At 67.2% G+C, this 13,425-nt stretch carries 10 protein-coding genes; 5 read left to right on the top strand and 5 right to left on the bottom strand.

The genetic code is table 11. From position 1 onward, the window contains the following. Positions 1-17: 17 nt before the first annotated feature. On the bottom strand, positions 18-1,568 hold the full coding sequence (locus ABZ827_RS24255; protein WP_357240778.1) for a serine/threonine-protein kinase: 1,551 nt from the start codon (positions 1,566-1,568) through the stop codon (positions 18-20). Positions 1,569-1,738: 170 nt separating this feature from the next. Beyond that, complete coding sequence (locus tag ABZ827_RS24250; RefSeq protein ID WP_357240775.1) at positions 1,739-2,626, bottom strand: oxidoreductase; 888 nt, start codon at positions 2,624-2,626, stop codon at positions 1,739-1,741. Positions 2,627-2,837: 211 nt separating this feature from the next. On the opposite strand from ABZ827_RS24250, the gene ABZ827_RS24245 reads away from it, so the two are divergent. After that, positions 2,838-3,326: a cupin domain-containing protein gene (locus tag ABZ827_RS24245; RefSeq protein ID WP_357240772.1), complete on the top strand. Its 489-nt coding sequence runs from the start codon at positions 2,838-2,840 to the stop codon at positions 3,324-3,326. Positions 3,327-3,429: 103 nt separating this feature from the next. Continuing rightward, positions 3,430-5,004, top strand: a complete 1,575-nt coding sequence (locus tag ABZ827_RS24240) for an MFS transporter (protein ID WP_357240769.1) — start codon at positions 3,430-3,432, stop codon at positions 5,002-5,004. Positions 5,005-5,138: 134 nt separating this feature from the next. Here the strand turns inward: ABZ827_RS24240 and ABZ827_RS24235 are convergent, their stop codons facing one another. After that, entirely contained in the window at positions 5,139-5,723 is a 585-nt protein-coding gene (locus ABZ827_RS24235; protein ID WP_357240766.1) for a hypothetical protein, read from the bottom strand. Positions 5,724-6,539: 816 nt separating this feature from the next. On the opposite strand from ABZ827_RS24235, the gene ABZ827_RS24230 reads away from it, so the two are divergent. From ABZ827_RS24230 to ABZ827_RS24220, 3 genes are all read left to right on the top strand, one after another. After that, positions 6,540-7,592: a hypothetical protein gene (locus ABZ827_RS24230; RefSeq protein WP_357240763.1), complete on the top strand. Its 1,053-nt coding sequence runs from the start codon at positions 6,540-6,542 to the stop codon at positions 7,590-7,592. A gap of 367 nt (positions 7,593-7,959) precedes the next feature. Beyond that, positions 7,960-9,087: a class II histone deacetylase gene (locus ABZ827_RS24225; RefSeq protein ID WP_357240760.1), complete on the top strand. Its 1,128-nt coding sequence runs from the start codon at positions 7,960-7,962 to the stop codon at positions 9,085-9,087. A gap of 173 nt (positions 9,088-9,260) precedes the next feature. Continuing rightward, positions 9,261-9,647: a nuclear transport factor 2 family protein gene (locus tag ABZ827_RS24220; protein WP_357240757.1), complete on the top strand. Its 387-nt coding sequence runs from the start codon at positions 9,261-9,263 to the stop codon at positions 9,645-9,647. A gap of 339 nt (positions 9,648-9,986) precedes the next feature. Here the strand turns inward: ABZ827_RS24220 and ABZ827_RS24215 are convergent, their stop codons facing one another. Both ABZ827_RS24215 and ABZ827_RS24210 read right to left on the bottom strand, forming a co-directional pair. Beyond that, the gene (locus ABZ827_RS24215) at positions 9,987-12,026 is read right to left on the bottom strand and encodes a glycosyltransferase family 39 protein (protein WP_357240754.1); all 2,040 of its coding nucleotides are present in this window, start codon (positions 12,024-12,026) and stop codon (positions 9,987-9,989) included. After that, on the bottom strand, positions 12,023-13,276 hold the full coding sequence (locus ABZ827_RS24210; protein WP_357240751.1) for a bifunctional glycosyltransferase family 2/GtrA family protein: 1,254 nt from the start codon (positions 13,274-13,276) through the stop codon (positions 12,023-12,025). Before ABZ827_RS24210 ends, ABZ827_RS24215 begins: the two co-directional genes overlap by 4 nt. Between the last annotated feature and the right edge of the window lie 149 nt (positions 13,277-13,425).

Here is a 13,425-nt window from a genome sequence, read left to right as displayed (position 1 = left end):
GGGATGATCCGAAAAGCTCAGCCGCCGATCGGTATCTTTTTCCACCAGTCCTCGATGAGATCGTTCACCGTATGACCGGGCCAGCGCGCGACGATGAGGTACTGCGAACGGGGTTTGTCCGGGAAGAACGTCCACACGTAGATCCGGTGGTCGGAGGTGTCGATCTCGCGTGAATAGTCCACCCCCTCGCAGGTGGCCACGGGGAGGGTCGCTCCGCCCGGATGCTGTATCCCCTGAGTCCGCGGCTCGCAACCGTCGAACAGTTCGGTGATCAGTCCGTCTACCCCGAGTCCTTCGGTCGGGGTGCCGGTCCGGTCGTGGATATCGAAGGTCAGCTTATCGGCGTCGCCGTTCATCGGGACCGTGCACGAGATACGGGCGCTGTCCCGGTAGGCGATGTTCTCCAGTGTTCCGGGATCGTTTTCGGTGCAGGTCGCGCCGTTCCAGCCGTTGTTGGCATTCTTCTCGCCGACGAGCCCGGGGAAAGCATGGGCCGCGGGGGCGTGGCGCGCGTCCCACCCGAACGCGGCGCCCGCGGCGGGCGTGGGTTCGTCCGTGGTCTCCGCGGTCGAGAACGGTTCGAGGGCGGCGACAGCCCAGCCGGCCACGGCGACCACCGCTATCAGCGCCGCGGCTGCCGCCACCAGCACGGGGGTCCGGCGCGCGGACCGGTGGACGGGCTGTGCGGGCCTGGACGGCGCGGGCGGTGTCGGTGTGGACGCTGTTCTGGTCGGTGTGGAGGTCGCCAGCGCGTCATGGGCCGCGGCGGTGAATTCGGCGCAGGTACCGAAACGGTCGTCGGGTTGTTTGGCCAGAGCTCTGCCGAAAACCGCGTCGAGTGCGGCCAGATCCGGATCGATATCGCCCGGCAGCACGGGCGGTGTGTACACGTGGGCGTGCATGAGCGCGAGCGAATCGGTGACCGGAAACGGCGGCCGCCCGGTCAGCAGTACGAACAGGCTGCAGGCCAGTGAATACTGGTCGGAACGGTGATCGACCGGGCCGCCGGAGATCTGTTCGGGGGATACGTAGGCCGCTGTGCCGGTGACAGAACCGGTTTCGGTCAGCCGGCTCGCCGAATCACGAAGCCGGGCGATCCCGAAATCGCTCAGCAGTATCTGTTCCGGCCGGCCCGGTTCGGCGTCGGCGATCAGGATATTGGACGGTTTCACGTCACGGTGCAGGACACCCGCGCCGTGGGCGTAGTCCAGGGCGTCGGCGACCCGGCTGCCGATCCGCAGGGCATGCATCGGTTCGATATTCCGCAGTACCGAAGCATCTGTTCCGGGGACGTATTGCATGGCGATCCACGGAGTCTCGCCGTCGACGCCGCGGTCGTAGATGGTGACGATATTGGGATGTTCGAGGCCCGCCGTGAGGTCGGCCTCCCGCTCGAACCGGAGCCGGGCTTCTTCGCTCGCTCTCGCCGGGTCCAGCAGTTTCAGGGCGACCGACCGGGGCAGCCGCGGGTCGCGGGCCAGGTAGACGGTTCCCCAGCCGCCTGCGCCCAGCCGGCGTTCGATTGTGTATCCGGCGAACACTACGCCGGGCCCGAGTTCGATCATCATCCCCTCAGCTGCGCACGAGGTGACTCGGTCGGTACGCGACAGCCGCGCTCGATGGGTATATCAGTACGGTAACGAAAATACCTGATACAGCGAGGTGTACCGCGAGTGGCGGCCGCGGGGTGTCCGCGCTGTGCGGTCGTCGGCGGATCGAACCGCCGCATGCTCCCGGTTCAGGACAGGCCGAACCGGACACCGGTGAGCTCTTCGGACACATCCCAGAGCCGGCGTGCCGTTTCGACATCGCTGGCGCGCGCGGACCGGCCGACGAGAGTCGGGTAGCCGTGCAGTTCGTTGCGGCCGTCCGGACCGACGTAGCTCGCGCCGGGCAGGTCCTGTGTCGCGGCGAACAAGGTCGGCAGCGCTGCCTTTTCCGGGGGCTGGGCCAGGTATCGGCCCGCCAGATGGACCAGGCCCACCAGGTACTTGTTCCGGCCCGCGGTGCCGAGTTCGGTGGCGGCATATCCCGGATGCGCGGCCGTCGAGCGAATATCCGATCCGGCCTGCCGGAGCCGGCGCTCGAGCTCCAGAGTGAACAGCAGGTTCGCGAGTTTGGACCGGCCGTAGGCCTTGATCGGGTGGTAGCCGCTCTTGTGGAGGTCGAGGTCGTCGAAATCGATACGGCCCACGCGATGTGCGCCGGAGGCGAGGGTCACCACGCGGTCGGTGATATGTGGCAGCAGCCGGTTGGTCAGCGCGAAATGGCCGAGATGGTTAGTGCCGAACTGCATTTCGAAACCGTCCCGCGTCCGGGATTCGGGCACCATCGCGACACCCGCGTTGTTCACCAGAATCGAGATATCGCCCGACCAGGATTCGGCGAAGTCGCGGATGGACGCGGAGTCGGCGAGATCGAGCCGGCGAATCTCGTTGCTTCCACCGATACGGCGGGCGGCCTCGGCGCCGCGGTCGGGGTTGCGGACGGCGAGTACCACGTGCGCTCCGGCCCGGGCGAAAGCGGCGGCGGTACCGAATCCGACGCCGCTGTTGGCGCCCGTCACCACGACGGTGCGGCCGTCGAGCGCGGGCATGGCGTCGGCCGTCCAGTGCGGGGAACTCATCCCCAGACCATAGCGTCGCCCGGCACGCGGCGTCGGACACGGTGAAGTTGTGCCGCCCGGCCCAGCAGTGCGGCAACAGCCCGGCTCGGGAACTTTCCGAATCCGGCTCCCGGCCGTTCGCGCACGTTCGCCTGCCGGTTTCGCAGGTCCCGGCTACAGTCGACGGGATTCAGCGAAAGTGCCGGTGTGGCAACAGGAAAGAGGACTGAACATGACCGCGATCGGTCGCGGTGGCGTGCGCAATCCGTGGACGCAACCGACCTACGGTTACTACAACAGTCGTTTCGAGCAATCACTCACCGAGCAGGACACCGCAGGTCAGCTGACCATGATGCGGATGACCATCAACAAGGAGTCCGCTCCGCCGCTGCATTTCCACACCCGCGAGGACGAATTCTGGACGGTGGTGTCGGGACGGGTGCGTTTCTGGCTCGGCGGTTCCACCCTCGAGACCTGTGCGGTGCAGGAAGCCGAACCCGGGGCCTTCGTCTTCGGGCCGCGCAACGTCCCGCACACCTTCCAGACGATCACCGAAACCGCGGAGGTCCTCATCGGGAACACCCCGGGCAAGTTGGAAGGCTACTTCACCGGAGTCGGCGCGGCGGACGCTCGCCACGACGACGAGCACACTGGCGTCTTGGAAGACTACGGCGTGTTCTTCATCGGCCCGGCTCCCATCTGGGCCGACTGGAACAGCTGATACTTCTCGTTTCCGCGCCGACGCTCATACGGCACCGCCGGTCGAGTGACCCGGCGCCGAGTATCGGTGGGTGCCCGGTGATCGCGGCGGGTAGCCTGTGCCGGTGGGGTCGAGGGAAAACTTGCCGGGCACGACGAAACGCCCGGGCGTGGCGCTGGCCGCGGTCACCGCCGTAGTGTTCGTAACCTTCCTGGACACCACGGTCGTCAGTGTCGCGCTCGGTGATATCCGGAGTGATCTGAAAACCGATGTGACCTCCCTGCAGTGGGTTGTCAACGGCTACACCTTGGTGTTCGCGTGCCTCATGCTGGCGGGCGGATCGCTCGGTGACCGCTGGGGTCGCAAACGGGTCATGATCGCCGGATTGGTGATCTTCTGCGCGGGGTCGGTGGTGTCGGCGCTGGCGGCCAGTGTGCCGGCGCTCATCGCCGGCCGCATGATCATGGGGGTGGGTGCGGCCGCTTCGGAGCCGGGAACCCTTTCGGTGCTGCGGCATATCTTCCCGGAGGAGAAGGCGCGCGCGAAGGCGCTCGGGGTATGGGCCGCGTCCTCCGGGCTGGCGCTGGCGGCCGGGCCGGTACTGGGCGGCGTGCTGGTGCACGCGTACGGGTGGCGGTCGATCTTCTGGTTCAACCTGGTGATCGGTGCGGTGGCACTCGTGGCGGCGCTGTGGTCGGTCCCGGAAAGCGCCGACCCGCGCGACGAACCGATCGACTGGTCCGGAGCCCTGCTCGGCGCCGGTTTCCTCGGGGCGGTGATCTACGCCGCGACCAGTGGTGAGGAAGTGGGTTACGCCGCTCCTTCGGTGATCGCACTGTTCGTCGTCGGGGGAATCGCCCTCATCGGCTTCGTCGCCGTGGAACGCCGGGCGCGTGCGCCTATCCTCGACTTCCGGTATCTGCGTCTGCCGACGGTGCGCAGCGCGCTGGTGGTGGCGTTCGCCGTCTACTTCGGCATCTTCTCGATCTTCTTCTTCACCGCCCTGTATCTGCAGGTGATGCACTCGTATTCGGGTGCGCGTACGGCCACGGTTTTCGCGCCGATGGCCGCCACGATAATTATCGGATCGCTGCTCGCGGGTTACTGGGTCGCGCGCCACGGTGCGCGGATTCCCATGATCGCCGGTTGTGCGGTCGGTGCGGGCGGGATCCTGCTGACCCGCCTCGCTCTCGAAGGGCCGATACAGGATCTTCCGCTGGCTTGTGCGATGGCGGTGGCGGGTGCCGGATTCGGGATCGCGGTGGTGCCGTTGACCTCGGCCGTGATGTCCGGGGTACCGAGTGAGCATTCCGGTATGGCCGGCGCGGTGACCAATACGATGCGCCAGGTCGGCGCGGCGTTCGGGGTGGCGGTACTCGGGGCGCTGGTGAACTCGTTGCTCACCGCGGATCTGCGGCAGCGGATGTCCGAACTGGGTCTACCGCCCGAACTACAACCCGGCGCGGTGGAGGCTGTCGAACGTGGCGGTATCCCACCGGGTATGAATATCACCCCCTATTTCCCGTATCTGGGGAAGTTGAACGAGGTGATCGAAACCGGAAAGGTCGCGTTCCATCACGGACTGGATGTCGCGCTGCTGGTTTCGGCGATCATGATCCTGGTCGCGGCGGTGTTCACCGCGTTCGATACGGCCGTCCGCCGGCCCGCTGCGAGTGATAAGGCTCCGTCGCGGCGGTAGCGAGCCCGGTCGGGCTGAATGCGCGGGCTCCGGTACCGGCCGGGCACTTCCTTCGGTCGCGTCCGGCCCCTACTTCCGTGACCGGCGAGTCACCAATTTATGTACCGCTCGATAGCGGTACATAAATCACCGCTTCAGAACGCGCTGCCGGTACCCGGCAGGCCCGGAAGGGCGGCCATCGGCAGGGGCAGATGGGGCAGCAGTGACGGCAGGTGCAGCGCGGGGATCGCCGGCAGCAGGGCGGGCGGGGCCGGCGGGATGTAGGGGTTGGGCATGTTCCAGGTCTGGTTGCCGCCGTTGTGCCCGGGGGTGTGGTTGGCCGGCGCGTCGTAATCGTGGCCGCGGTTGTCGCTGTACCCGGCGTGTGAATCGCGATCCCGGTGGCCGCTGTTGAACTGATCGTTCCAGCCGTCGTAATTCTGCTGGTTGTGGTCGCGATACCCGTAGTTGCCGTTATCGTCCCAGCCGTAGCCGTTATCGCCGACGCCGTAGTCGCCGGGCTTGCTGTCGCCGAGCTTGTTATCGCCGAAGCCGTGGCTGTCGCCGTTGCCGGAGCCGCCGGAATCGTGGGAATCGTGGGAATCGCTGACCGGGGTCGCGCTGACCGGATCGGCGAGAGCGGTCCCGGTGGTGACGGCCAGGGGTGCGAGGGCGATGACCGCGATCGCGGCGATACGGGCGGCGATACGGCGGGTGCGCTGTTCAGGGTTTCGGTTCATCGGTGGAGTCCTCACTCGTCGCGCCCCTTGTGCCTCTGGGGCGGTAGCGCTGTCGGGAGCGCTTATCGATACATTGATTACCGTACCGCTAGATAACGGCACATACAACAGGTATTTGAAAATCGAGCTGGTGCGCAACGATGTCTCCGGAGCCGCCCGATGCGACCCCGCATGCCGATCAGCCCTGGTGGCAACACGTGCAGCCCGTTACGGCCAGTAGCGGGTCCGCGCCCCAGGGGCTCGAAATCCACCCCCATTTCCAGAAGTCGCCGGAACAACGAACAGCCCTGGGTCATCTCGGCACCATGGAATGGGAACCCGCACCCGCCAATGCCCAGGCGGTTAAAGCGGCGGCCGTGACCGGACCCATCGCGATCCACTGGCTACGTTTTCGCACGCGCGCACGGCCGGCGTTTGCGGCCCGGCAGCTTTCCGGTGGTCCGGCCGGTGTCGAGCGCCGGTGTGGTGAAGGGGGTCAGGAGTCTGGATGGCGGTGAAGGTCATGCGCGCCTCGGTCGCACCGTGATCGGTCGGTGAACCACATCGAATTCCGTTGCCGCGAGGAGCCGATGGTGCCTCGCCGATGGTCCGCCCGTACCGCAACGAGCGACCCGCTCATCCGATACCGGGCCGCGCGGGCACCGCGGCGCGCTTCCGCGCCCCGGTGACCGGAGCTGTTGCGCGGAGCCCGGTCGCCGGTGCACGATGACTCTGGCGCGGCAGCTCGATATAGGCACGCCCCCGGGGGGATCGCGGGATCAAGCCGATGGGTCGAACCCTGCCCCGCCGCGGAAACGATCGAGATAGGTGGGAATCGTGCCGACAGACGTACGGCTGGCAGGTGATTCGCTGGAACTTCCCGGCGGTGTCCTGGTGAGTTTCATCCGGACCCTGCGGCTGCCCGAGAACGGCACCTATCCGCTGCCACCCGGCCTCGGCCAGTTCCCGCTACGCCGGGTGGCCGACTATCCGGATACCGTCCCGGAAGAATGGCGGCGCCGCGGGGGCGTGATGCTGCCGGTCTACCAGCGCGAGGCGATGTGGTTGAAATTCTCGGCGCTGGAACCCGCCGCGTTGAAAGTCGGGGTCGGGAAAGTGTGCGCGGTATCCGGGGAATCGTGGACCACCACTCTGGTCCGGAAACCACAGAACTATGTGCCGCTGCCGCAACAGCCGTGGCTGGACGGTATCAACTCCGGGAAGGGCACCGTCCGCCAGTTCGTCGCCATGCCACTGGGGCTCGGTGCGACGGTGGAAGGGCAGGTCACCGGTACCGAGCAATGGGGTGGGGTGCAACTGGCGGTGCACGGGCTCACCGAAGCGGCACGCACGGCCTGGCAGGCCCAGCGGATAACACCGGAATGGCTCGGCGCCGGCGCGGAGACGGTCGCGGTAGCCGGCTACGGGGGACTGTCCGGGGCGCCGCCCGCCCCGGGAGCGCTGCCGGCCTCCGGGGCTCCACCGGCCCCCGGCGCGGCGCCGCGCTCACCCGGCGGCCGTGCGATGGGACTCGGCGCCGGGGGAACCATGCGCCAGGAGGTCTACGCCGATTCGCGGCCCATCGGGGACTACCGGCCGGAACCGGACGGCCGGGTATTCGTCCACCTCGCCTCGGCCGCCGAATGGCAGCAGATCACCGGTGAGCCGGCCCCACCGACCCCGGTGACAGCCAAGACCTATGCCATGCACGGACTCCCGTGGTTCGATTACTACGACACGGACGCCGACGATCTCCCACCTGCCGACGAACTCTCCGCCGTCCGTCCCACCGGCCACTGGATCCCCGATGACGGGCCCGATACCGCTATCGACACCCCGCTGCCCATAGTTCCCCTGGACGGTAAGCCGGTCCAGGACGGGCAGTGGTGAGGTAGCGGCCTTCGTCCCACGTGGCGCGCTGCGCGTTCCGGAGCGTTTCCGGGGGCGCGACCGGGCTGTGAGCGCGGCGATAGGTCTCCAGGCAGCGCGGTTCGGCCACGAGGCGACGCTACGGTGCGAATTTCCGGCCGGCCGTCGCTCGACTCTTCTGGCCGAGGAGGATCCGGAACCGGCTCCGAGGCAATGCGATACCGATGTTGCCCGCATTCGATCAGCGCGCCGACTCCGCCGACCCGATCTTGTTCCGGTTGCGGGCCGGTGCTGTGTATGGCCAGATTGGCAGGCGCGGTCGATTCGATTGCGCACTGTTTGCTTTACGGTGCCCGCCCCGCGGCCGCCGAGATCTAGGAGCTCGACCATGACAACCGGATACGTGTGGAACACCCGCTACGGATGGGCGGACACCGGTTCGGGGAGCCTCTTCCCCTCCGACGCGACCACCGGACTCCAGCCCATAGGCCACCACCTCGCCCACCCCGACACCAAACGGCGTTTCCACGAACTCATTGCTGTTTCCGGGCTCTTGGACCGGCTGCACACCATCCGGGCGGTCGCGGCTACCGAGGAGGACATCCTGCGGGTGCACACACCCCAGCATCTGGCCAGGATCATGGAAGAAAGCCGGCAACCGAAGGGCGGCGATGCCGGTGACGGCACCTCGCCGTTCGGGCGCGGCGGTTACGAGATCGCGGCGCTGTCCGCCGGGGGTGCGATCCAGCTCGTCGACCAGGTGGTCGCCGGCCGGGTCGACAACGGCTACGCCCTGGTCAACCCGCCGGGTCATCACGCGACCCGGGCCACAGGCATGGGATTCTGCGTATTCAACAATGTGTCGATCGCGGCCGCCTACGCGAAAGATGTCCTCGGCCTCGAGCGGGTCGCGGTAGTGGATTGGGATGTGCACCACGGCAACGGCACACAGGACATCTGGTACAGCGATCCGACGGTGCTGACGATCTCGATCCACCAGCATCTCTGTTTCCCGCCGGGCTCGGGCTACCGCGAGGAGCGGGGAACCGGAGCGGGCGAGGGATATTCGATCAATATCCCCCTGCCACCCGGCAGCGGTGACGCGGCCTATCTGCAGGTGATGGACCAGCTGGTCATTCCCGCGCTGCGCGAATTCCGCCCGGACCTGATCCTGGTGGCATCGGGTTTCGACGCGAGCATGATGGATCCCCTGGCCCGGCAGATGGTCACCAGCGCCGGTTTCGCCCGGCTCACCCGGCGGATGCTCGATATCGCGGCCGATCTGTGCGACGGGCGTATCGCCTTCGTCCAGGAGGGTGGGTACAGCCCACATTATGTGCCGTTCTGCGGTCTGGCGGTGATCCGGGAACTGCTCGGGGAACCGTTCGAACCCGACCCCTACACCCCGATCGTCTCTACGCAGGGCGGAGATGTGCTGCTGGACCACGAGGCCGCGGCGATCGACGCCGCCGAACCCCTGCTCGGAGCCGTTTCCGGAGAGTCCGTATCCGGCTAGAACCGGTCTGAAGCGTGCGGGCCGGCCCGAGGGACAAGCCTGCGAATGAGGTTGCGGCAACCGAGGTGAACACCGAGTTCCGCTTCTCGGGCACACCCGCCGCGAACTTGGACTACCCTTGGCACCCATTACGAAAAGCCCTCCCTACCTGGGTATCTCACAAGGAGTAGTTGATGACGGTGGTCCGGAAACTGGTGGAGAACTACTACGAGCTGATCGACTCCGGCAAGCTCGCCGATGCGGCCGCGTTGATGACCGAGGATGTGAAGCTGACCTTCGCCAACGCGGAACCGGTGACCGGCCGGGACGCGGCGACCGCCTCGATCCAGTATGTACTCGACCAGACCACCAAGATCGAACACAAGGTTGTGCACTGGATCGAACCGCATCCGGCGACGAACGGCATCACCGAGGTCGTTTTCGAGATCCGCATTCACTACTGGTTGAAGAGCGGCAAGGAGGTGGATATCCCGGGCGCGGTCTACGCGACGGTGGACGCGGACAACAAGTTCACCGAGCAGCGGCTCTACGGTGATCTCACCGAGGTCTTCGCCGGTTGAGTCTTTGGCGCCTCCGGAGTTGCGGGGTCGGGCCTATTGACCCCGCTCTCGGCGTAGACCATTCGTGATGCTCTCGGTGTAGACCTTCCGTGAAGGGGCGGGCTGTAATTTTGGAGCCGCTCCGCGGCTCGAGGGCGGGGCCCTGTTAACCCGGTTCTTCACTCCGGCGCTCAGTCGCTGCGCTCCTTCGCTCTGTCGCTCAGTCGCTGCGCTCCTTCGCTCTGTCGCTCCAGAACCGGGCGGGCCCCGCCCGGTGGGGTGGCGGTTTCGGAGGTGGGGGCTACGGCCGAAGGCTCGGACCTGGAGGGGGCCGAGCCTTCGGTGTTGGTGCCGGTGTTTCTACTTCGGTGTGGTGAGGTCGTAGACGGTGACGTCGTCGACTTCGGTCGCGGTGAAATGCTCCTGCACCCACTGTGTGATCTCCGAGCCGGTGCCCGAGCGGCCGCCGGGCCCGCCGCCGCTACCGCCGAGGAAGTAGTGGATCTGCCCGGAATCGACATACTGCTGGAACTGCTCCAGCGTGGGCGACGGATCACTGCCGTTGAAACCGCCGATCGGCATCACCGGCAATTCGGTGGCCAGCTGGTATCCGGCCGCGCTGTTGGCGGATACGGTCGCGCCCGCCCAGGTGTAGGCGTCGGCGTTCTCCTCAAGCAACGCGACCAGGGCGTCGCCCGGGGCGCTGGCGCTCATCACGCCACCACCGGGTCCGCCGCCGGGGCGGCCCATACCGCCGTCCGCGCGGCCGCCGGCACCGGTTGAGCCACCGGGGCCCTGAGCGATCCCGGCGGGCGGCATCCCGCCCATACCGTTCGTTCCGTTCGGAGCACCGCCGGGCATACCCGGCCCGCCGTCCCCGCCGCGCATACCGGGCGGACGCATACCGCCGAACATTCCGGTATTCGGGCCGGCGCTCGGAATCGACCCGGCATGCGCCGAATTCAGCGTGTCCACCGTGTACGCGACCGGACCGGCAAGTCCGACCACTCCGGCGAGCAGTGCCGCCGCCACCGCGGCGCGGCGGGGGAGCGGAAGCAGGAGTGCGAGGGTCGCGACGATACCGCCCACCAGAATCATCCAGCGCAGCCAGGGTACGAAGTCCGCACTGCGCGACAGCAACATCCATGCGGTGGCCGTGGTCGGTCCGACTGCCACCGCGGCCGATACCCGCACCCACCAGCGGGACCTGTTGCGCCAGAACAGTACCCCGCCGATCCCGGTGAGCGCGGCGATCGCGGGCGCCAGCGCCACCGTGTAGTACTGATGGAAAATACCTGCCATATAGCTGAACACCAGCCCGGTGACCAGCAACCAGCCGCCCCACAGCAGAATCTGGGCCCTGGCGGCGTCGGTACGCGCGGCCCGGCCGCGCAGCAGCAGCCCGGCGACCAGCGCGACCAGTGCCGCGGGGATCAACCAGGCGATCTGCCCGCCCTGCATCTGATCGAACATCCGGGTGATCCCGGTCTGTCCCCACATCCCGTTACCACCCGGCGGCAGTTCGCCGCCCGGGCCGACGCTGCCGGCCTCGTTGCCGTTCAACCGGCCGAGCCCGTTGTAACCGAGAGTCAGTTCGATAATCGAATTGTTCTGGGAGCCGCCGATATACGGTCGCGAATCGGCCGGCCACAGCTCCACGGCCAGTAACCACCAGCCGGCCGCCACCACCATGGCCGCGCCCGCGGCGAACAGCTGAGCTATCCGTTTACCGAGCTTCGGTGGTCCGGCGAACAGGTACACCAGCGCGAGCACCGGCACCACCAGCATCACCTGCAGCTGTTTGGCGAGGAAGCCGAAACCGATGCACGTTCCGGTGAGCACCAGCCAGCGCCAGCGTCCGTCGTCGACAGCGCGCGTCATCGCCCACACCGCGGCGACCATCAGGAAAACCAGCAATGCGTCGGGATTGTTGAATCGGAACATGAGCGCGAAAACGGGTGTCACCGCGACGACCAGACCCGCGATCAAACCCGCGGCGGGGCCGAACGAACGCCGGACGGTCGCCCAGAGCAGCGCCACCGTGGCCAGACCCAGCAGCACCTGCGGGACGAGCATGCTCCAGCTGTTCAAACCGAACAGGCGGACCGACAGCTCCATAACCCACAGCGAAGCCGGCGGTTTGTCCACGGTGATCGAGTTCGCGGCATCGGAGGAGCCGAAGAAGAACGCCTTCCACGACACCGAACCCGCCTGTATCGCGGCCGAATAGAAGGAGTTCGCCCAGCCGCTCGCGCTGAGGTTGTACAGGTAAGCGAGCCCGGTGGCGAGCAGCAGAACCGCCAGCGCCGGAAACTCCCAGCGGTTGGCGCGGCCCGGCCCGGAAACGTGCGCGGTGGCCGCGGTTTTCGCGGCACCGGGAACAGCGGCGGTGATCGTCATCGTGCACCCGCCTCGGTGAGCAATGCGGGCCGGGCGGTCTCGCGGAACACCCAGCGCAATCCGATGAACCGCATCAGAGTGGCGATCAGGTTCGCCGCGACCAGTACGAACAGCTCCAGCTGAACAGGCGCGCCGGGCGCCCAATGATGCAGGGCGAACAACGAACCGCTGGTGACCAGCAGGCCGAAACCGAAGATCAGCAGACCCTGGAACTGATCCGACACCATCCCGGCCCGACCGCGCACCCCGAAGGTGAACGCGCGGTTGGCGGCGGTATTGGCGACGGCGGTGATCAGCAGGGCGGCGAAGTTCGCGACCTGCGCTCCGGTCATCGGCTGTATCAGCAGGTAGAGCAGCACATACGCGAGGGTGGAACCGACCCCGACCAGGGCGAACCGGATCAACTGCCCCACCATCCCGAGTGGCACCCCGGGAAGCAGCGGTTCCCGCCCTACAGCGCGGCGCAGTTCGGCCAGCGGTAGCGATCCGGTACCCAGGGCCCGGCCCAGCCGCCAGATACCCCGCAGATCCTTACGCGCGGTATCGACGATATCGACCCGGCTGTCGGGATCGTCGATCCAGTCCACCGGTACTTCGTGGATTCGCAGACCGGCGCGCTCGGCGATCACCAGCAGTTCGGTATCGAAGAACCATTCGCCGTCCTCGACCAGCGGCAGCAGCCGCCGGGCCACATCGGTGCGCATGGCTTTGAAACCGCACTGGGCGTCGGAGAAACGGGCCCGCAGCGACGCCTTCAACAACAGGTTGTAGCAACGGGAGATGAATTCACGTTTGGGTCCGCGCACTACCCGCGACCCGGCACCCAGCCGGGTACCGATGGCCAGATCGGAATGACCGGAGACGAGCGGCGCGACCAGCGGGAGCAGGGCGTTGAGGTCGGTCGACAGATCGACGTCCATATAGGCGACGACCTGGGCGTCGGAATGCTGCCACACCGTCCGCAGCGCCCGGCCGCGGCCTTTCGCGTCGAGATGTACGACGCGGACGTCGTCCAGTTCGGCGGCGAGCAGTTCGGCCACGGCCAAGGTGGCATCGGTGCTGGCGTTATCGGCGATGGTGATCCGGGCGGGGAAAGGGAATCCGCCGGCCAGATACTCGTGCAACCGGCGCACGCAGACGCCGAGGTCGGTTTCTTCGTTGTATACGGGGACGACGACATCGAGCACAGGAGGCGCCGATGGGCCGTCGACTAGTTCCGCCGGTCCGGCGACGGTCACGGTCTCGGTCATACGGACCAGAGTCGGGGGGTGGGCTGGGGGCGGGCTCCAGCCAACCTGGGAGGTTGCTGTGTTTTTGGCGCCGCCTGCGGCGGCGCGGGTTCGGGGCCCCCTTGGTCTCGTTCTTCACTCCCGGCGCTCAGTCGCTGCGCTCCTTCGCT

Source organism: Nocardia sp. NPDC019395, assembly GCF_040632335.1.
Taxonomy (GTDB): Bacteria; Actinomycetota; Actinomycetes; order Mycobacteriales; family Mycobacteriaceae; genus Nocardia.
This window is presented reverse-complemented; position numbering and strand designations above follow the sequence as displayed.